Here is an 18,997-nt window from a genome sequence, read left to right on the forward strand (position 1 = left end):
GCGTCGCCTCCTCCGCGGTCACGGTCCGCTCAGCGGCGCGGATCGGCCAGGCGAGCGTGTCGCGCCGCCTTGAGTGTCTCGGGCAGGAAGCGGTGCTCGAGGGCCGTGCGCCGGGTCGCGAGGTCGCCTCCGACGACCTGGGCCCGGCCGTCCATCATCGCCAGGAAGCCCTGACGGGCGACGTCCTTGCGGCTGTTCTTCCGCATGCCGGGGCCGAAGGCCGTGTTGTTCATGCCGGCGCGGGCGTGGAAGTCGCTGTCGGTGGCGCCGGGCATGAGCGTGGTGACGCTGACGCCGTGTTCCTTGAGCTCTTCGCGCAGGCCGAGGGCGAACATGCGGGTGAAGGCGCGTGAGGGCCCGTAGACGGTCTCGTAGGGCGTGGGCAGGGTGGCGGAGAGCGATGAGGTGATCAGGATGCGGCCGCGCCGGTGGGCCGCCATGTGCCGGGCGACGTGCTTGGCCAGGTGGACCACGGAGGTGACGTTCAGATCGATCAGGCTCAGTTCGTCGTCGAGGTCGGTGTCGAGGAAGGCCCCGCCGATGCTGCGCCCGGCGTTGAGGACGGCAGCTTCGAGTGGCCGGCCGGTCTCCTCCACGGCGCGCCAGACGGTCTCCACGCCGTCCGACTCGGCGAGGTCGGCGCGCACGGCCTTGACCTCGCCGCCGTATGCGGCCAGTTCGGCGGCCGCCTTGTCGGTGTCCTCGCTGCGGCCCGTGGCCACCAGGTCGAAGCCGTTGACGGCGAGCAGCAGCGCCAGTTCGTATCCGATGCCGGACGAGGCTCCGGTCACCAGGGCCAGCGGACGGTGGGAGGGGGAGGCGGTGCCGCTCACGGGGTGCTCCGTTCGGTCGGGGAGGGGTCGGCGGGTTCGGGCCGTACGGCGGTCTCGTCGGCGTTCCAGCTGGTCAGCAGCTGCCAGGCCTCCTGTGAGGCCTGGTCCTGCGCCGGCAAGTAGAGGAACAGGGTCTGGTCCTCCTCGCCGGGCAGGGTGAACGCCTGGTAGTCGATGGTCAGCGGGCCCACCACGGGGTGGCGGAAGCGCTTCTGGCCGAAGGTGCGGTTGAGGACCTTGTGGTCGTCCCACCAGCGGCGGAAGTGCTCGCTCTTCATGGTCAGCTCCCCCACCAGTTCGGCGGTGCGGGTGTCGTCGGGGTGCCGTCCCGCGTCCAGCCGCAGGATCGCGGTCATCTCCGCGGCGATCGTCTGCCAGTCCGCGTAGAGCTCTCGCGCCTCGGGGTCCAGGACGATCCAGCGGGTCAGGTTGCGCTCGCGGTAGGGCATGGCGTCGAAGTCGGCCATCAGGACCCGGCACAGGTGATTGGTCGCCAGCACGTCTCCCCGCCGGCCGAGGACGAATCCCGCGTGGTCGTCGAAGGAGTCCAGGAACCGGCGCAGCCCGGGCCGCGCCTTCTGCACGGCGGGCGCACCGCGGCGGGCCTTGGCGGGTTTGGGTCTGGTCAGGTCGAACAGGTGGGCGCGTTCGGCGTCGTCCAGGCGCAGCGCCTCGGCGATCGCCCCCAGCACGCTGTCCGACGGAGTGATGTTGCGGCCCTGCTCCAGCCGTGTGTAGTAGTCCGTGCTGACACCGGCCAGCTGCGCGACTTCCTCACGCCGCAGGCCGGGCACGCGCCGGTAGGCCCCGCCCTCCGGCAGGCCCACCGACCGCGGTGCGATGCGGGCACGGCATCGGCGCAGGAACTGGCTGAGATCGACGTTGCTGGCCATGCCTTCCATGTTCCCCGCGCCGGGCCGCTCCGGCCGCCAGGAAGGTGGGTCGCCTGGTCCTAGGACTACGCCGCCCGGTCCGTGGCGCGGGACGCGAGCAGGGTGCGCACGGCCTGGACCGCGGCTCCGGTCAGGGCGGGGTCGGAGCCTCGTCGGGCGAGGGCACTGAGCCGGACCGGTGGGACTTCGGGGAGGCCCCGGTACGGGATGAGCCCGTCGGGGTGCTGTCCGCCGGGGACGGCGAGCAGGGCGGCGCCGAGTCCGGCACGGGCCGCGTCCAGGACGCCGGCGAGGTATCCGGCTTCGGCGACCACGGTGGCCGGCATGCGGCAGGCGGCCAGTTCGGTGAGGGCGCGACGGCGGATGACGCACGGGGCGTTGACGGCGACCAGGGGCAGCTGCCCGGAGGCGGGCGGCTGCCAGCCCGGGGCGGCGTACCAGCGCAGCGGGAGGTCTCCGACGGAGGTGCCCTCGGTGGTGGTCGCTTCGGTGACGTAGACGGCGAGGTCGAGCTCACCGCGTTCGACCGCCTCGGTCAGCCGCGCCGAGCGGTCGATCCGCACCCGTACCTCGGCGTCCGGCCGGACCGCGCGGACGGCGTCGGTGAGCGCCGGGAGGATCTGGTCGGCGCCGTGTTCGGTGGCACCGACGACGACGGTCGCGGCTGTCGCCCCCTCCTCGCCCAGGAGGCGCTGGACGGCGGCGTCGTGCGCCCCGAGGATCAGCCTGGCCTCTTCGAGGAGTTGGGCGCCGAGGGCGGTGAACCGGGTCTTGCGGCCGTCGCGTTCCACGACGGGATGTCCGAGGGACTTCTCCAGGCGTCGTACGTGCTGACTGACCGCGGACTGGCTGAGCGCGAGTTCCCCGGCAGCCCGGTGGAAGCCGCCGTAGTCGGCGACGGCGATGAGGCTGCGCAGTGCCACGATGTCCAGAACCGGCCGCATGGCCGCAGGTTAGCACCCATCGATGACGAATTCTGATCGGTTTTGATGGCGAATCGTCGTTGGACGTCGGTCTCTTGCCTCGTGCATGCTGAGCGCATGCTGCGTTCAGCCCTCGTGACGGCCCGCAGGCCGCGCGCCCACCGCATCGGACCCTGGCCGTCGGCCACCGGGTCGGCGGCGCGCTGCGGCGCGGGTGCCTGGCTGACGCAGCGGCGTGTGGTCGACTTCGGCCGCAGCGGCGCCATGCGCTGTCGCTGACCCTTTCGCCCCCCTTCGAGCGCGCCCGCTTCGCCGCTTGAGCGATGCCGCGCACCGCGCGCGGCCTCCGTACCGCCGCGCGCCGCTTCTCTCTCCTCCCCGTCCACCGCACCGCACCGCCACGCCCTGCCCGGCGTCGCCGCTGTCGATGAATCGAGTCACCATGAGCTCTTCTCAGCCTGTCCACTCCTGGGACGAACCCGAAGGAATCGCCCCGCGCGGCACCCTCGTCGTGCTCCCCGGCCGGGGTGAACACGGCGGTGTCTACGAGCGGTTCGGCCGCCGTATCGCCGCCGACGGGTACCGCGTCCGGGCCCTGGGGGACGCCTCCCTGGACCCGGCGGCCGTCATCGACGCCGCGGCCAAGCTGCTGCGCGACGAGACGCTGCCCGGCCCGCGGGTACTGGTCGGTTCCGACACCGGCGCCTCGTACGCCGCGACGCTGGCCGCCCGCGACACCCCCGGCCTGGACGCGCTGATCCTCGCCGGGCTGCCGACGGGTACCGACGCGGGCACCACGGCGCCTGACTTGGAAAGCGAATGGGAAGGCGAACTGGAGCAGCGCACCGCCTGCCCCACGCACCGGGGCCGGCTGACCGCCGACACGGCCTTCCGGCGTGGTGCTCTGGAGGAGCCCGCGGCACAGGAACTGCCCGCGCCGGACCGGATCTCCCTCCCGGTGCTCGGTCTGCACGGCGCCGACGACGCCATCAGCCCCCTCGAAGAGGCCCGTCGTGTCTACCGCGCGCTGCCGGAAGCGGAACTGGTGAGCCTGGCCGGGACCCGGCACGACGTCCTCAACGACGTCACCCACCGCACCGCCGCCGCCACCGTCGTGCTCTTCCTGGAGCGGCTGCGGCTCTCCCCCGGCCTGGCGCCCGTCGCCGTCGCCGAGGACATCGCATGACCGCGTTCGAGAGCCTCCCCGTGCTGACCACCGCCGCCGAACTGGACCTCCTCCTGCGCACCGGCGATCCGGCCCCGGTCGTCCTCGACGTGCGGTGGAGGCTCGGCGATCCGCACGGCCGCGCGCACTACCTCGAGGAGCACATCCCCGGCGCCCGCTACGTCGACCTCGACACCGAGCTCGCCGCTCCCGCGACACCGGAGGGTGGCCGTCATCCGCTGCCGGACCCGGAGTCGCTGCAGGCCGCGGCGCGCCGCTGGGGGCTTTCCGCCGGCCGTCCGGTGGTGGTGTACGACGACAACGGCAACACCGCAGCCGCCCGCGCCTGGTGGCTGCTGCGCTGGGCCGGGGTCGAGCAGGTGCTCCTGCTGGACGGGGCCCTGGACGCCTGGCGTGCGGCGGGGCTCCCGACGGCGAGCGGCGAGCCGGAGACGCAGGTGCCCGGCGACATCGTGCTCAAGCCGGGGCAGCTGCCGGTCCTGGACGCGGACGCGGCGGCCGAAGTCGCCCGGGGCGGCGTCCTGCTGGACGCACGGGCCGCCGAGCGGTACCGCGGGGAGGTCGAGCCGGTCGATCCGCGCGCCGGACACATCCCCGGCGCCCGCTCCGCCCCGACCGGCGACAACCTGGCGGCGGACGGCACCTTCCGGCCCGCCGAGGACCTCGCGCTGCGCTTCACGGCGCTGGGCGCCGACGACGCGACCGAGGTCGCCGTCTACTGCGGCTCCGGCGTCACGGCCGCCCACACCGTCGCGGCCCTGGCCCACGCCGGCATCCCAGCCGGCCTCTACCCCGGCTCCTGGTCCGCCTGGTCCGCCGACCCCGCACGCCCCGCAGCACAGGGAGAACAGCCGGGCTGACCCCCGCCTCCTCCCCCGTCCCCGACCGAGAGGCCGCCGCATGCCCTCCCCGCACTCCGCCGTGTCGGAAACCTCACCGCCGACACACGGATCCGCACCACCGACTACACCCACCGCACCAGAAGCCGCGGCGCCCACCGGACCGGCGCGGCCGACTCGCCCCACCGCCACGAAGGCCGCCCGCCCCGGCACCCCGCGCAAGCGGTCCCGCTTCCGTGTGCCGCGGGGCGTGCGCCGGGCCTCCGGGCCCCTGGGACTGGTGCTGGTCTGGTTCCTGGCGAGCGCCACCGGCGTACTGCCCGAGTCAGTGCTGGCCTCCCCCGTCGACGTCGTCCGGCGGGCCGCGGACCTGATCGGCACCGGTGAACTGCCGCAGGCCATCGCCGCGTCCGGTCGCCGCGCCGCGACCGGCTTCCTCATCGGTGCGACCGTCGCGCTCGCGCTGTCGCTCACCGCGGGGCTGTTCCGGCTGGGTGAGGACGTCATCGACGCGTCGATGGGCATGTTCCGGGCCATCCCGTGGGTGGGTCTGATCCCGCTGTTCATCGTCTGGTTCGGCATCGACGAGACCCCGAAGATCGCGCTGGTCGCGCTCGGCGTCACCTACCCGCTGTACTTCAACATCTACGGCGGCATCCGCTCCGCCGACTCCCAGCTCATCGAGGCCGGACGGATGGCGGGGCTCGGCCGGATCGGTCTGATCCGGTACGTGATCCTGCCGTCCGCGCTGCCCGGCGCCCTGGTCGGCCTGCGCTACGCGCTGTCCACCGCCTGGCTGGCCCTGGTCTTCGCCGAGCAGGTCAACGCGGACGCCGGCATCGGCTATCTGATGAGCAACGCCCAGCAGTACTTCCAGACCGACGTCATCGTCCTGTGCCTGGCCGTCTACGCGGTGCTGGGGCTGCTGTGCGACTTCGCCGTGCGGCTGCTGTCGCGGCGGCTGCTGGCCTGGCGGGCCTCGTTCGACGGCGAAGGAGCGTGAGGGAGCGATGAGCACGACTGCGAGTACGACGGCGAGCACCCAGGTGGAGGTACGCGGCCTGAGCCGCGCCTTCGACGACAAGACCGTCATCGACGATCTCGATCTCACCATCCGTCAGGGAGAGTTCGTCGCCCTGCTCGGGCACAGCGGCTGCGGGAAGTCGACGCTGCTGAAGATCCTCGCCGGGCTGGACAGCGAGACCGAGGGCGAGGTGACCGTGCCCGAGCGCCGCTCGGTGGCCTTCCAGTCGCCGCGGCTGATGCCCTGGCTGCGGGTGTGGCGCAACGTGGTGCTCGGCCTGCCCCGCTCCAAGGACCGGTCGCTCGCCGAGCGCTATCTCGCCGAGGTCGGCATCGAGGAGTACGCGGGCAGCTGGCCCAAGACCCTCTCCGGCGGCCAGGCGCAGCGCGTGTCGCTGGCCCGGGCGCTGGTCCGCGAGCCCGAACTGCTCCTGCTCGACGAGCCGTTCGGCGCCCTGGACGCCCTCACCCGCGGCCGGGCGCAGCGGCTGGTGGCCGATCTGTGGCAGCGGCACGGCTGCTCGGTGCTGCTGGTCACCCACGACGTGGAGGAGGCGCTGCTGCTGGCCGACCGGGTCCTGGTGATGGACGGCGGGCGGATCGCCTACGAGGCCGAGGTCGGCCTGGAGCGGCCCCGGGCGCTCGGTTCCCCCGACTTCGTACGGCTGCGCGGCGAACTGCTGCACCGGCTCGGCGTCCACGACGCCTCGGCGCCTCGCGAAGAGGCCACGACAGAAACGGCACCCACCTCATGACCCGCACGACCACGCGCCGCACCCTCGGCGCCGCGCTCACTCTGACCGCCCTGCTCGCCACCACCGCCTGCGGCGGAAGCGGTGCGGCCGTCTCCGGCGGAAGCGACTCCGGGACGCTCGTCATCGGTGACCAGGCCAAGAACCTGCAGACGCTGTTCAACACCTCCGGGGCCCTCAAGGGGACGTCTTACAAGGTCAAGTGGGCCGAGTTCGAGGGGGCCGCGCCGCTCTTCCAGGCCGTGCAGGCCGGGGCCGCCGACACCTCGTACGCCGCCGATCTGCCCACGCTCCAGGCGCTGTCGGGGGGTGTGCCGGTGAAGGCGGTGGGCGCGCTGCGCAACGACGGCACGCACACCGGGATCGTGGTGCGCGGCAACTCGTCGGTGAAGAGCGTCAAGGATCTCAAGGGCAGGAAGGTCGTGGTCTCCTCGGCCAAGGGGTCCATCGCCGAGTATCTGCTCGCGCACGTGCTGCAGCAGGCCGGGCTGAAGTACTCCGACGTCAAGGTGCAGTATCTGCTGCCGACGGACGCGCAGGCCGCGTTCACGTCCGGCAAGATCGAGGCCTGGGCGACCTTCGGGGTCTACAAGGCCGTCGCGGAGCAGCAGGGCGGCCGCCTCCTGGTCAACGGCGCCGACGGGCGGGTGAGCGGCTACGGGTTCATCGGCGCCTCCGAGAAGGCCCTGGCCGACAAGAGCAAGAAGGCGGCCGTCGCCGACTATCTGCGCCGCCTGGACAAGGCCCTGGCCTGGTCGCGCAAGCACCCGGACGACTACGCCAAGGCGATCCAGCAGAACAACGGGGCCTCCCCCGCGATCGCGAAGACGCTGGTGAGCCAGGCCAACGGCGAGCTGCTGCCCGTCAGTTCACAGGTGGTCGAGTCCGTGCAGAAGGTCGGCGACACCATGCACGGCATCGGTGTCCTCGCCCCGAACCCGACCGTCGCCGACCACGTCGACTCCAGCCTCGTCAAGGAATGAGCCCCGCCATGCCCGTCGAGTTCATCAGCGCCGTCCACCCCAACCCCGCCACCGAGGGCGACCCCACCGCGGGCACGGGCATCGACGTCGACTACGCCCGCCGCTACGCCCGCGCCCTGGACGACGGCGGCTTCGACTACACCCTCGTCACCTACCACTCGGCCTCGCCCGACGCGCTGCAGCTGGCGCAGTTCGTGGCGAACCACACCGAGCGCATCAAGCCCGTCCTCGCCCATCGCCCCGGCGTGATCTTCCCGACCCACGCGGCCCGGGCCCTGGCCACCCTGGACCGGATCAGCAAGGGCCGTCTGGCGGTGCACATCATCTCGGGCGGCAACGACGAGGAGCAGCGCCGCGAGGGCGACTACCTGAACAAGAGCGAGCGGTACGCGCGCTCCGACGAGTACATCCGGATCCTGCGCGAGGTGTGGGCGGCCGACGGGCCCGTCTCGCACGAGGGCCCGTACTACCGCTTCGAGGGCTTCCGCTCGGATGTCACGCCGTACCAGGGCACGATCCCCATCTCGGTGGGCGGCTCCTCGGAGGACGCCTACCGGGTGGGCGGGCAGCAGGGCGACATCTTCGGGCTGTGGGGCGAGCCGCTGAAGGAGACCGCCGAGCAGATCGCGGCGGTCAACGAGTACGCCGACGCCGCCGGCCGGCCCCACCCGCGCATCTGGGTGTCCTTCCGCCCGATCATCGCGCCCACCGACGAGCTGGCCTGGGAGAAGGCGCACCGCGTCCTCGGCACGATCACCACGAACCACGAGGAGCGGGCCAAGCGGCGCCACTATCCGGCCCTCGGCCAGGGCACCCCGGCCAATGTCGGTTCGCAGCGGCTGCTGGCCGTCGCCGAACGCGGCGAGGTCCACGACCGCTGCCTGTGGACCGCGCCCGCGACGGCCACCAACGCGGCCGGCGCCTCCACGGCGCTGGTCGGCTCCCCCGAGACGGTCGCCAAGGCGCTGCTCGACTACGTCGACATCGGCTGCGAGCTGCTGTCCATCCGTGGCTACGACCCGCTCAACGACGCGATCGACTACGCCCGGCACGTCCTTCCGCTGGTCCGCCAGGAGCTGAAGCACCGGGCCGCCTCGGGAGCCGCCGCGTGAGGCGGGCGGGGCGCGCGCTCGCTCTCACCACCGTCGTCCTGTCCCTGGCCGCCCTGACCGGCTGCGGCGGCTCGGCGGGAGCGGAGGGCGACGGGCAGGGGTCCTCCGTCACCCTGCGCGTCGGCGCGACGGGCTGGAAGGGCGAGGAGGCCCTGCTGAAGTTCGCCGGCCTGGACGACACGCCGTACGAGGTGCAGTGGAGCCTGTTCCAGGGCGGCGACAAGCAGTTGGAGGCCGTACGGGCGGGCGCGTTGGACGTGGCCAGCTCCAGCGAGATCCCGCCGGTCTTCGCGGCGGCCGACGGGAAGCCCAACTTCAAGGTCGTCGCCGTGCAGCGCGGCAACACCCTGAACCAGGAGGTGGTGGCCCCCAAGGGCTCGGGGGTCACCTCGATCGCGCAGCTGAAGGGGAAGAAGGTCGGCTACGTCAAGAACACCACCGCCCACTACTTCCTGTACGAGCTGCTGAAGCGGGCCGGACTCGGCTGGGACGACATCACCGCCGCCCCGCTGGAGCCGGACAAGGCGCTCGCCGCGCTGGGCGGCGGTTCCGTCGACGCCTTCGCCGGATACGGGAACTCGATCATCGCCGCCCGGCAGCAGGGCGCCCGCACGATCGGTTCCGGCAAGGACGTCCTCTCCGGCAACTTCCTGTGGACGGCCTCCGACGAGACCCTCGGCGACAACGCCGAGCGCGAGGCGCTGACGGATCTGCTCGCCCGGCTCGACCAGGCGAACGCGTATGTCCGCGACGGGCGTGAGAAGGAGTACGCGAAGGTCATCGCCGCCGCAACCCACCAGCCGGTGAACCAGGCGCTGGAGGAGTACAGCGAGGGCCAGGCGCAGCGCAGGACCGAGGTGCGGCCGGTGAGCGCCCGGGCCACCGCCTCCCAGCAGGAGGTCGCCGACGCGTTCCTGGACCTCGGCGCGCTCGAGCAGGGGCTGAAGGTCAGCGGCTTCTGGAGCGACCGGCTGAACGCCCCGCTGCGCAAGGAGCTGGCCCGATGACGACCGGTCTGCTGCTCCGCGCCCCCGACCTGGGGGCCCTGCCCGAGGTCACCCGGCGGCTCGCCGCCACCGCCGCCGCTCACGACCGCGACGGCACCTTCCCCGCCGAGGGGATCCGCGCGGCACACGAGGCGGGGTTGCTCACCGCCACCGTCGGCGCCCGATACGGCGGGCCGGGCCTCGGGGTATCGGCCACCGCCCGGATCCTGCACGCGCTCGGCGAGGGCGACCCGTCGGTGGCGCTGATCGCCGCGATGAGCCTCACCGTCCACCACCGCCAGGCCGTTCGGCCGCACTGGCCGGAGGAGTTGTACGAGAAGGTGCTGTCCGGCGCGGCTCACGGCCCGGTGCTGCTCAACCACGTACGGGTGGAGCCCGACCTCGGTTCTCCCGCACGCGGCGGGCTGCCCGCGACGGTGGCCCGGCGCACGGCCACCGGCTGGTCCCTGACCGGCCGCAAACGCTTCGCCACCGGTGTGGAGGGGCTGGACTGGCTGCTGGTCTGGGCGACCACGGACGAACCCACCCCGCGCGTGGGCACGTTCGCCGTGCCCGGCAGTTCCCCCGGCATCGAGATCACCCACCGCTGGGACCATCTGGGGCTGCGGGCCAGCGGCAGCCACGACATCGCGCTGCACGATGTGGAGATCCCGGCCGGGAACGTGGTGGACATCGCCCCGCACGGCGCGGGCGCGGAGCAGGACAACCGGGCCGGCGCCGCCCTCCATCTCCCGCTCGCCGCCCTCTATCTGGGCGTGGCCCGGGCCGCGCAGAAGTACTTCCACCGGTTCGCTCACGAACGGGTGCCCGCCAATCTCGGCCATCCGGTGGCCCGCACGGAGCGCTTCCGGCGCACGGCGGGCGAGATCGCGCTGCGGCTCGACTCCGCCGAGCAGCTGGTGTTCGGCGGCGCCGAGCGGGTGGAGGCCGCCGACGACGCCTATACGCCCGAACAGGCCCTGGGCGCCCGTGTCCTGGCCGACCGGCACGCCACCGAGGCCGTCGCGCTGGCCCTGCGGCTGCTCGGCAACCCGGGGCTGACCCGCGACAACCCCCTGGAACGCCACTTCAGGGATGTCCAGTGCGCCCCGGTGCACGCCCCGCAGGAGGACACGGCCCTGCTCGCCATCGGAGCGCGGGCACTGGAAACGGGCCGGCCCGGCCACCCCTAGGCGCCCTTCGCCTCCTACGCAGAGAGAACAGCCTCATGCCTCTTCCCCACCCCGGTCCCTCGGCCGCCCGGCTCCTCACCGCGCTCCGCCGTGAACTGCCCGAGGGAGCGCTCAGTGTCGCCCCCGAGGCCACCGCGCCGTACGCCGCCGACCGCTCGGGCAGCCGCCCGGACGGGCAGCCGCTGGCGGTCGTGCACGCCACCCGCGCCGAGCACGTACAGACCGCGCTGCGGCACGCGCACGAGCTGCGGGTGCCGGTCGTGCCGCGCGGGGCCGGCACCGGGCTGTCCGGCGGGGCGAACGCGGGGGCGGGCAGTGTCGTCGTCGACCTGTCGCGGATGAACCGGATCCTCGAACTGAGCCCCGAGGAACAGACCGCCGTCGTGGAACCGGGCGTCATCACCGCCGAACTGGACCGTGCGGCGGGCGAGTTCGGACTGCGTTACGCGCCCGATCCGGCGAGCGCGGCGATCTCCACGGTGGGCGGCAACATCGCCACCAACGCGGGCGGGCTGCGCTGCGCCAAGTACGGCGTGACCCGGGACGCCGTCCTCGGGCTCGACGCGGCGCTCGCCGACGGAACGCTGATACGGACCGGTCGGCGCACCGTCAAGGGCGTCACCGGCTACGACCTGACGGCGCTGCTCACCGGCTCCGAGGGCACCCTCGGTGTGATCACCGCCGCGACGGTGCGGCTGCGGCCGGTACCGGAGGCGACCGCCACCGTCGCCGCGTACTTCGACACCTTCGCCGAGGGCGCCGAGGCCGTGTCCGCGCTCACCGCCGCCCATGTCGAGCCCGCGATGGCCGAGCTGCTGGACGGTCCGGTCCTGGCGGCCGTGGACGCGGCCCAGGACACGGATCTGCGCGCGCGAGGCGGTGCGCTGCTGCTTCTGCAGTGCGACGGGCGGGCCGCGGAAGCGGAGGCGGAGGAGGCGGTACGGCTGCTGCGGAAGCATGCGGCGTCCGTCGAGACCACCACCGACCCGGTGGAGGCGGACCGGCTTCTCACCGCCCGCAGGCTCGTCCTGCCCTCCCTGGAACGCATCGGCCGGGTGCTGATCGAGGACATCGCGGTACCCCGGGCCCAACTCGCCCCCGCAGTGCGGGAGATCGCGGCCGTCGCCGAACGCCACGACGTACGGATCTTCACCTTCGCCCACGCCGCGGACGGCAACCTCCATCCCATCCTCGTCCTCGACCCCGACTCCCCCGACGTCCCGGAGGCGGCCTGGCAGGCGGCGAGCGACATCTTCGCCACCGCGCTGCGCCTGGGCGGCACGCTCACCGGCGAGCACGGGGTGGGGACGCTCAAGCGGCGCTGGCTCGCCGAGGAGCTCGGCGCCGAGCAGCACGCGCTGCAGCGACGCGTGAAGGCGGCCTTCGACCCGCACCACGTCCTCAACCCCGGCAAGGCCCTCTGACCTACCGTCAGTCCCGGCGTTCCTCGGCCGACTTCCGCTCCTGGGCGGCCAGTTCGCGGTACTCGGCCGCCGGGTGGTCGGCCCGGACACGAGGTCCGCCGCCCGGTCCGTGCAGGCGTTCGCGCAGGGTGGCAGCGGCGGGATCTTCCGGGAGCCGGCCTCGGGAACGAAGCTCGGGCACGACCAGGTCGACGAAATCGGCGAAGGTGCCGGGCGTCACGGCGTAGGCGAGGTTGAAGCCGTCGATGTCCGCCTCCTCCACCCAGCGTTCCAGCTCGTCGGCGACCGTGGCCGGGGAACCCACCACCACGGGCCCGATACCGCCGATGCCCAGGTAGCGGGCCACCTGGTCGGGGGTCCACCGGCGGGTCGGATCGGCGGTGGAGAAGATCGCGAGCGCGGAGCGCACGGCTTCGGTGTCGACGTACTCCAGAGGCTGGTCCGGGGCGAGTTCGGACAGGTCGAGGCCGCTCCAGCCGCCGTAGAGGGCGAGGGCGCCCTCGTAGGAGGCGTAGGAGATCAGGTCGGCGTACTTGGCCTGGGCCTCCTCGTCGGTGGGGGCGGTGATCGCGGTGAGCAGGATGAAGATCTTGACGCCGTACGGGTCGCGGCCCTCGGCGGCGGCCTTGGCCCGGATGTCGTCGACGACGCGGCGGGTCGCCTCCGGTGTGACCGCGTTGATGAAGACGCCCTCCCCGTGCCGGGCGGCGAAGGCCCGGCCGCGCGGGGAGGCGCCGGCCTGGAAGACCACCGGGGTGCGCTGCGGCGACGGCTCGGACAGGAACACGCCCGGCACGGTGAAGTGGCGGCCCTTGTGGGCGATGTCCCGGATGCGGTCGGGGTCGGTGAAGACGCCCCGTTCCCGGTCGCGGACGACCGCGTCGTCGTCCCAGGAGTACTCCCACAGCTTGTAGCAGACCTCGAGGAACTCCTCGGCGACCTCGTAGCGGTCGTCGTGCCCGACCTGTTCGCCGAGCCCCAGGTTGCGGGCCGCGCTCTCCAGGTAGGAGGTGACGACGTTCCAGGCGATCCGGCCCTTGGTCAGATGGTCGAGGGTGGTGAGGGTGCGGGCGAGCTTGTACGGCTGCTCGTAGGTGAGGGAGACGGTCACGCCGAAGCCGAGGCGCTCGGTCACCGCGGCCATGGCGGAGACGGCGGGCAGCGGGTCGGACAGCGGGATCTGCGCGCCCTGGCGGACGGCGGCGTCGCGCGAGCCCTGGTAGACGTCGTACGCGCCGAGCACGTCGGCGATGAAGAGCGAGTCGAACCCGCCGCGTTCCAGCAGCCGCGCCAGGTCGGTCCAGTAGGCGAGGTCGGTGTAGCGGTGCGCCTGGTCGTCGGGGTGCCGCCACAGGCCGGGCGACTGGTGGCCGACGCAGGCCATGTCGAAGGCGTTCAGATGGATGCGGCGGGTCATTTCAGGGCTCCGGAGGACAGGCCGGCGACGAGCCGGCGCTGGGCGGCCACGGCCAGGACGTAGACGGGCGCGATACCGATGAGGGAGACGACGGCCTGCTGGCCGAACTCGACGTTCTTGTCGCCCTGGAAGAGGGAGAGCAGCACCGGCAGGGTCTGCGCACTGCTGTCCTGGGCGAAGCTGAGGGCGAAGAGGAACTCGTTGTAGCTGAGGAAGAAGCAGATCAGCGCGGCGGCCGCCACACCCGGCGCGATGAGCGGCAGGACGACACGCCTGAGGCTCGCCCAGGGGCCGAGTCCGTCGAGCCAGGCGGCCTCCTCGATCTCCTTCGGCACCTTCCGTACGAAGCCGTCCAGCAGCCAGATCGCCACCGGCACGTTGGCCAGACCGTCCACCAGGGCGAGCCCGGTGACGGTGTTGTTCAGCTCCAGGTTCCGCAGCAGATAGAACAGCGGGAGGACGGCCACGACGGGCGGCGCGCAGTAGCTGGACAGCACCAGGGTCGCGAGTCTGCCCCCACGGCGTCCGGCCCGAGCCGTGAAGTAGGCGCCCGGTACGGCGATCAGCAGCGTGAGCACGACGGAACCGGCGGCAACCGTCCAGGAGTTGACGATGTAGTGGCCGACCTCGACGGCCCGGAAGGTGTCGGGCCAGTTCCGCCAGAACAGGTGCGAGGGCAGGAGCCCGCCGTTGAGGACGTCGTCGCGGGAGCGGGCGGAGAGGGAGGCGACGTACAGCAGCGGTACGGCCATGAGCAGGGCGATGACCGTGAGCAGCGCGGTGACGCCGGTGGGACGGCGGCGTCTGGCCGGGCGGTGCGGGGGCCTCTTGGTCTCGGGCTCGGCCGCGACCTCTTCCCGTACGGCTTCGAGCGTGGTCATACCGCCACCTCCTCGTACTTCTTGCGGCGGATCGCCACCAGGCTGGTGACCAGGCCGATGAGCAGGGAGAACAGCACGGTCGCGGCCGCCGCGCCGCCGACGTCGAACTCCTGCAGCGCGGTGCGCTGGATGTCGTACGTACTCGTGGTGGTCGAGAAGCCGGGGCCGCCGGACGTCACGACGTAGACGATGTCGAAGACCTTGAAGCCGATCACGAGTTTGAGCAGCAGGACGGACAGCAGGGTCGGTTCGATGTACGGCAGGACGATCGAGCGGAGAGTCCGCGCACGGCCGGCGCCGTCGAGGGCGGCGGCCTCGCGCAGTTCGTCCGGTACGCCGAGGAGCGCGGCGTACACCAGCAGCATCACGAACGGTGTCCACTGCCAGCTGTCGATGACGACGAGGGTGGTGAAGGCCCCCGTACCGCTGCCGAGCGGATTCACGCCGGGCAGTCCTGCCGCGTGCAGGACGCCGTTGAGGGCGCCGCCCACCGGGGCAAGCAGCAGCTTCCACGCCACGCCGACCATGACGGGCGGCGTGACCAGCGGCAGCAGCAGGAGCGTGCCCAGCAGGCCCGGGCGGGCGGCCCTGGCACGCAGCAGGAGCGCGAGGGCCGTGCCCAGCACCAGCTGCACCGCGGCGGCGAGCACCGCGAAGAGCGCCGACCGCCACAGCGAGCCCGTGAACGACTGGCTCTCCAGCGCGGTACGGAAGTTGTCGAACCCGGTCCAGCGTTGCAGGGGCCGGGCGAGGGTGGAGTCGGTGAAGGCCAGGCCGATGACGTAGACGAGCGGGTAGGCGGCGAACACCGCGAGGAAGACCACGGACGGCGCGGCGAGCGCCCCGGGGACCCGGGCGGCCGGCCTGGCTGTCATCCGGACGCTCCCTTGAGTTCCTTGGCCCAGGCGCGCTGGGTGTTCCCCAGAGCGGTCTTCGCGCTCTGCTTGCCCTGCAGGCCGAGGGCGAGCTCGTCGACCAGGGTCTGCAGCAGATCGGGGGCCTTGGGCACGGTCGGCCAGGGCAGGGGGTCGCCCGCGAGGCCGGTGCGGACGACCTCGTAGGAGTCGGGCGAGTTCTTGCGGAACGCCGAGGAGCTGAGGGTGCTGGTGCGGATCGGGTCGGCGCCCGCGTCGGGCTGGGCGAGCACCAGGAGGTTCTGCTGTGCGGCGGTCGCCCACTTGATGAAGGCGGCGGCGGCCTCCTTCTGCTTCGACGCCGTGGACACGGCCAGTCCGAAGCCCGCGTCGAGCGAGGTGCGGGGCTTGGTGTTGTCGCCGCCGACCGGGAGGGTGGTGACGGCCCACTTGTCGACGACCTTGGACTGCTTGGGGTCCTGGGCGCGCTTGGCGAAGTCGGTCCAGAAGTCGAGCATGGCGCCCTTGCCGTCGAGGAAGGCGGGCAGCGCCTGGTCGAAGCCGATCTGCAGCGGAGTGGGCAGCGCGCTGGGCGCGGCGTCGAACAGCACCTGCGCGGCCTCGATCGCCTCCGGGGTGTCGAGGGTGGGCGCGCCCGACGCGTCGAGGAAGGAACCGCCGTATCCGGCGAGGCGGTTGGCGAAGGCGCAGCCGAGGATCACGGGGACCTGCTGGGCCTCGATGATGGTGCCGTAGTACTTGCCCTTGGCGTCCTTGGTGATCTTCGCGGCGATGTCGTTGTACTCGTCCCAGGTGCGGGGCGCCTCGACCTTGTGCCGCTCGAAGATCTCGGTGTTGTAGAAGAGGATGTGGGTGTCGCCGTCGTAGGGCAGGCCCCAGCGCTTGCCGTCGTAGCGGGTGTAGGTGTCGTACAGGGACGGCAGGAAGTCGCTCTCCTCGATGTCCTTGTGCGCCTTGATGTAGGCGGTGAGGTCTTCGATGACACCGCCCTCGGCGAGGGTGCCGACGGCCGCGTACCAGTACATGAAGACGTCGAACTGGCCCGCCCCGGACTGCACGTCGAGCACGGCCTGCGCCGTGAGCTTGTCGTAGGGCACGGGGGTCACCGACAGCTTGGCGCCGGTGGCCTCCTCGAAGGGCTCGCTCAGGTACTTGAACGACAGGGCGTTCGGCTGGTTGGCCAGGATCTTGAGGGTGACCCCGTCGAGGTCGGGCTTGGCGGTCGGGTCGAGCGCGACGGATTCGGAGGAGCCGCAGGCGGTCAGGAGCGGGCCGGCCGCGGCGAGGGCGGCGGCACCGCCGGCGGCGCGCAGCAGGTGTCTGCGGGAGAGCGGGGAACGCGACAGGCGCGGGGTCGGGGTCATGGGGTGGTTCTCCTGGCTTCTTCTTACGTGTAGAGGGTGAAAGGCGCGTGAGTGCCGTTCAGGAAGTGGTCGCCGACCTCGCGGAGCTTGTAGGCGACGGGGTCGTGCAGGGTGTGGGTGCGGACGTTGCGCCAGAACCGGTCGAAGCCGTGCGCGGACGCCGTCGCCCTCGCGCCGGTGACCTCCAGGATCCGGGCGGTGATGTCGAGGGCGGCCTTGGTCGAGGCGACCTTGGCGGCGGCGACGGTGGCGGCGATCTCGCCGCGCTCCTCGGCGGTGAGGTCCTGGCCTCGGTCGATGCCGCGCTGGACGGCTTCGGCGGCGTGGTCGGCGAGGAGCCGCACCGAGCGTGCGGACACGGCGAGTTCGCCGTAGGTGGCCAGGGTGTAGGGGTCCTGGGTGGCGGAGTCGACGCCCGACAGCAGCCAGGGGCGGGTGGTGTCTCTGGTGTACTCGGCGGCCTCGGCGAGCGCGCCCTCGGCGATGCCCAGGTAGAAGTGGACGAAGACCAGCTGGATCGCGGGGGTGACGAGGGTGGCGAACGGAGTGAGGGTGCCCGCCTCCTCGGAGAGGGACCCGATGATCTCGTCCGCCGCCACCGGCACGGCGTGGAACTCCACGCTGCCGCTGGCCGAGAGCCGCTGCCCGAAGTTGTCCCAGTCGTCGTGGCGTACGACTCCGGTGTGGGCCGGGTCCACGAAGACGACGACGGGTTCGCCGGTGTCCGTGCGGGTGGCGCCGGCGACGAGCCGGTCGGCGACGCGGGCGCCGGTGGCGAAGCTCTTGCGCCCGTCGAGCCGGAAGCCGTCGCCCTCGTGGGTCAGGGTGACGTCCGGGTCCCGGGGGTTGAACGCCCCGCCCCACAGCCACTCTCCCTCGGCCGCCGCGCGCTCCAGCCGCTCGGCGGTGGCGGGCTCGCCGAAGAAGCGCGGGTTCCAGGACAGCAGGTAGTGGTAGCCGAGGAGTTGCCCGATCGAGCCGTCCCCGGCGGCGATCTCGCGAATGACGGCGTAGGCGGTGCGCCAGTCCGCTCCCCCGCCGCCGTACTCGGCGGGCACCAGCAGCGTGAGCAGCCCGGCCGCGCGCAGCCGTTCCACCTCCTCGAAGGGCGGCTTGTTGGCCTTGTCGCGCTGGGCGGCGTCCTGGGCGAGGCCGGCGGCCACGGCACGGGCGGTGGCGATCCAGTCGGTCGTGGTCATGGGGTCCTCAGACGATTCCGTTGGCGGGCGGGGCGACCCCGTTCAGGGCGTGGTTGCCGAGGTGCTGGATCTTCCAGCGGCGCGGGTCGTGCAGGGTGTGGGTGCGGGCGTTGCGCCAGTGGCGGTCCAGGCCCCGGCCGCCGGTCACGGACCGGGTGCCGATGAGGGCGAAGACGTCGTTGGCGACGGTCAGGGCGGCGCTGTCGGCCTGGGCGCGGGCAGCGGCCACGGCGACGGAGGCCTCGGCCGCGAGGCCCGCGTCGGCGGGGGCTTCGCGGGCGGCGTCGAGGGCGGCTCCGGCCCGGTCGAGGAGGGCCTCGGCGGCTCGTACGACGAGGGCCAGCTCGCCGAACTTGTTGATCACCAGTGGTTCTTCGCTCGCCCGGTCGGCGCCCGACTCGCCCCACGGCCGGGCGATGTCCCGGATCAGCTCGCCGCCCTCCTCCAGGGCCCCGCGGGCGATGCCGGTGTCGACGGCCGCGTGGATGAACTGGCCGAAGGCGCCGAAGACCTCGGGCCGTTCGAAGGTGAGGTGGTGGGGCACCACCCGGTCGGCCGGCACGTGCACGTCCGCGAACCGCACGGTCCCGCTGGCGGTGCCGCGCTGCCCGATGCCGTCCCAGTCGTCCACCACCGTGACGCCGGGGGCGTCGTACGGGACGAAGGCCGCGGTGAGACCGTCGTCCGGGCCGAGGGCGAAGACCGGGATCCAGTGGGCGAACAGGGCGCCCGTGGAGTAGTTCTTGGTGCCGGTCAGGGTGTACGAGCCGTCGGGGCGGGGCTTCAGCCGGGTGGAGAACTCCAGCGCGTGCCGGGTGCCCTTCTCGGCGAGGGCGTTGCCGAACCTGCGTCCCGCCAGCAGTTCGGCGTAGAACAGGTCGCGTTGTGCGGCCGTGCCGTTCTCCTTCAGCACCTCGACGAAGAAGAAGTGGTTCTGCGGGATCTGGCCGATGCTCGGGTCGGCGGCCGACAGCAGTCGGACGACCTCGCCGAGGGTGCGGGCGCCGACGCCGGCACCGCCGTGGGAGCGGGGCACGGTGATGGCCAGCAGCCCGGAAGCGGACAGCCGGTCGAGCTCGGCGCGCGGCAGGATGTGCTCCTGTCTCTTATACAC

The 18,997-nt window shown here is 72.6% G+C and carries 19 protein-coding genes; 10 read left to right on the forward strand and 9 right to left on the reverse strand.

Going from position 1 to position 18,997, the window contains the following annotated elements:
- Positions 1–29 precede the first annotated feature (29 nt).
- The 3 genes from ACFT4A_RS38465 to ACFT4A_RS38475 all read right to left on the reverse strand — a co-directional run bounded on the left by ACFT4A_RS38465 (position 30) and on the right by ACFT4A_RS38475 (position 2,670).
- Positions 30–833 (reverse strand): SDR family NAD(P)-dependent oxidoreductase, encoded by an 804-nt coding sequence (locus ACFT4A_RS38465; RefSeq protein WP_382840193.1) that lies wholly within the window; start codon positions 831–833, stop codon positions 30–32.
- Positions 830–1,726 (reverse strand): helix-turn-helix transcriptional regulator, encoded by an 897-nt coding sequence (locus ACFT4A_RS38470; RefSeq protein WP_382840196.1) that lies wholly within the window; start codon positions 1,724–1,726, stop codon positions 830–832. The genes ACFT4A_RS38465 and ACFT4A_RS38470 overlap by 4 nt, the downstream gene beginning before the upstream one ends.
- Positions 1,727–1,791: 65 nt before the next feature.
- Positions 1,792–2,670, reverse strand: a complete 879-nt coding sequence (locus ACFT4A_RS38475) for a LysR family transcriptional regulator (protein WP_382840199.1) — start codon at positions 2,668–2,670, stop codon at positions 1,792–1,794.
- A 96-nt stretch (positions 2,671–2,766) separates the two neighbouring features.
- Between ACFT4A_RS38475 and ACFT4A_RS38480 the strand changes: the two genes are divergently transcribed.
- The 10 genes from ACFT4A_RS38480 to ACFT4A_RS38525 all read left to right on the forward strand — a co-directional run bounded on the left by ACFT4A_RS38480 (position 2,767) and on the right by ACFT4A_RS38525 (position 12,147).
- Positions 2,767–2,928, forward strand: coding sequence for a hypothetical protein (locus tag ACFT4A_RS38480; protein ID WP_184586773.1), 162 nt, complete (start codon positions 2,767–2,769; stop codon positions 2,926–2,928).
- Positions 2,929–3,091: 163 nt separating this feature from the next.
- The gene (locus ACFT4A_RS38485; RefSeq protein WP_382840202.1) at positions 3,092–3,835 is read left to right on the forward strand and encodes an alpha/beta hydrolase; all 744 of its coding nucleotides are present in this window, start codon (positions 3,092–3,094) and stop codon (positions 3,833–3,835) included.
- Entirely contained in the window at positions 3,832–4,695 is an 864-nt protein-coding gene (locus tag ACFT4A_RS38490; protein WP_382840205.1) for a sulfurtransferase, read from the forward strand. The genes ACFT4A_RS38485 and ACFT4A_RS38490 overlap by 4 nt, the downstream gene beginning before the upstream one ends.
- Before the next feature lie 40 nt (positions 4,696–4,735).
- Positions 4,736–5,677, forward strand: coding sequence for an ABC transporter permease subunit (locus tag ACFT4A_RS38495; protein ID WP_382840208.1), 942 nt, complete (start codon positions 4,736–4,738; stop codon positions 5,675–5,677).
- A 7-nt stretch (positions 5,678–5,684) separates the two neighbouring features.
- A complete protein-coding gene (locus ACFT4A_RS38500; protein ID WP_382840210.1) occupies positions 5,685–6,452 on the forward strand; it encodes an ABC transporter ATP-binding protein in 768 nt (255 codons plus the stop codon).
- Positions 6,449–7,432, forward strand: coding sequence for an ABC transporter substrate-binding protein (locus tag ACFT4A_RS38505; protein WP_382840213.1), 984 nt, complete (start codon positions 6,449–6,451; stop codon positions 7,430–7,432). Before ACFT4A_RS38500 ends, ACFT4A_RS38505 begins: the two co-directional genes overlap by 4 nt.
- Positions 7,433–7,440: 8 nt before the next feature.
- Positions 7,441–8,544 carry an LLM class flavin-dependent oxidoreductase gene (locus ACFT4A_RS38510; RefSeq protein ID WP_382840216.1) on the forward strand — a complete coding sequence of 368 codons (1,104 nt, stop codon included), beginning with the start codon at positions 7,441–7,443 and terminating at the stop codon, positions 8,542–8,544.
- Positions 8,541–9,551, forward strand: coding sequence for an ABC transporter substrate-binding protein (locus ACFT4A_RS38515; protein WP_382840218.1), 1,011 nt, complete (start codon positions 8,541–8,543; stop codon positions 9,549–9,551). Before ACFT4A_RS38510 ends, ACFT4A_RS38515 begins: the two co-directional genes overlap by 4 nt.
- On the forward strand, positions 9,548–10,723 hold the full coding sequence (locus ACFT4A_RS38520) for an acyl-CoA dehydrogenase family protein (protein WP_382840221.1): 1,176 nt from the start codon (positions 9,548–9,550) through the stop codon (positions 10,721–10,723). Before ACFT4A_RS38515 ends, ACFT4A_RS38520 begins: the two co-directional genes overlap by 4 nt.
- Positions 10,724–10,758: 35 nt before the next feature.
- Entirely contained in the window at positions 10,759–12,147 is a 1,389-nt protein-coding gene (locus ACFT4A_RS38525) for an FAD-binding oxidoreductase (protein ID WP_382840223.1), read from the forward strand.
- Positions 12,148–12,154: 7 nt separating this feature from the next.
- On the opposite strand, the gene ACFT4A_RS38530 is transcribed toward ACFT4A_RS38525, so the two are convergent.
- The 6 genes from ACFT4A_RS38530 to ACFT4A_RS38555 all read right to left on the reverse strand — a co-directional run.
- The gene (locus ACFT4A_RS38530; RefSeq protein ID WP_382840226.1) at positions 12,155–13,564 is read right to left on the reverse strand and encodes an LLM class flavin-dependent oxidoreductase; all 1,410 of its coding nucleotides are present in this window, start codon (positions 13,562–13,564) and stop codon (positions 12,155–12,157) included.
- Entirely contained in the window at positions 13,561–14,445 is an 885-nt protein-coding gene (locus tag ACFT4A_RS38535; RefSeq protein WP_382840229.1) for a carbohydrate ABC transporter permease, read from the reverse strand. The genes ACFT4A_RS38530 and ACFT4A_RS38535 overlap by 4 nt, the downstream gene beginning before the upstream one ends.
- A complete protein-coding gene (locus ACFT4A_RS38540; RefSeq protein WP_382840231.1) occupies positions 14,442–15,320 on the reverse strand; it encodes a carbohydrate ABC transporter permease in 879 nt (292 codons plus the stop codon). The genes ACFT4A_RS38535 and ACFT4A_RS38540 overlap by 4 nt, the downstream gene beginning before the upstream one ends.
- Positions 15,317–16,684: an ABC transporter substrate-binding protein gene (locus ACFT4A_RS38545; RefSeq protein ID WP_382840234.1), complete on the reverse strand. Its 1,368-nt coding sequence runs from the start codon at positions 16,682–16,684 to the stop codon at positions 15,317–15,319. Before ACFT4A_RS38545 ends, ACFT4A_RS38540 begins: the two co-directional genes overlap by 4 nt.
- Before the next feature lie 23 nt (positions 16,685–16,707).
- Complete coding sequence (locus ACFT4A_RS38550) at positions 16,708–17,883, reverse strand: acyl-CoA dehydrogenase family protein (protein WP_382840236.1); 1,176 nt, start codon at positions 17,881–17,883, stop codon at positions 16,708–16,710.
- Between the two features lie 7 nt (positions 17,884–17,890).
- Positions 17,891–18,997: SfnB family sulfur acquisition oxidoreductase (locus tag ACFT4A_RS38555; RefSeq protein ID WP_382840239.1), on the reverse strand; the 1,107-nt coding region annotated here is incomplete at its 5' end.

Source organism: Streptomyces sp. NPDC057099, assembly GCF_042671245.1.
Lineage (GTDB): Bacteria > Actinomycetota > Actinomycetes > Streptomycetales > Streptomycetaceae > Streptomyces > Streptomyces purpurascens.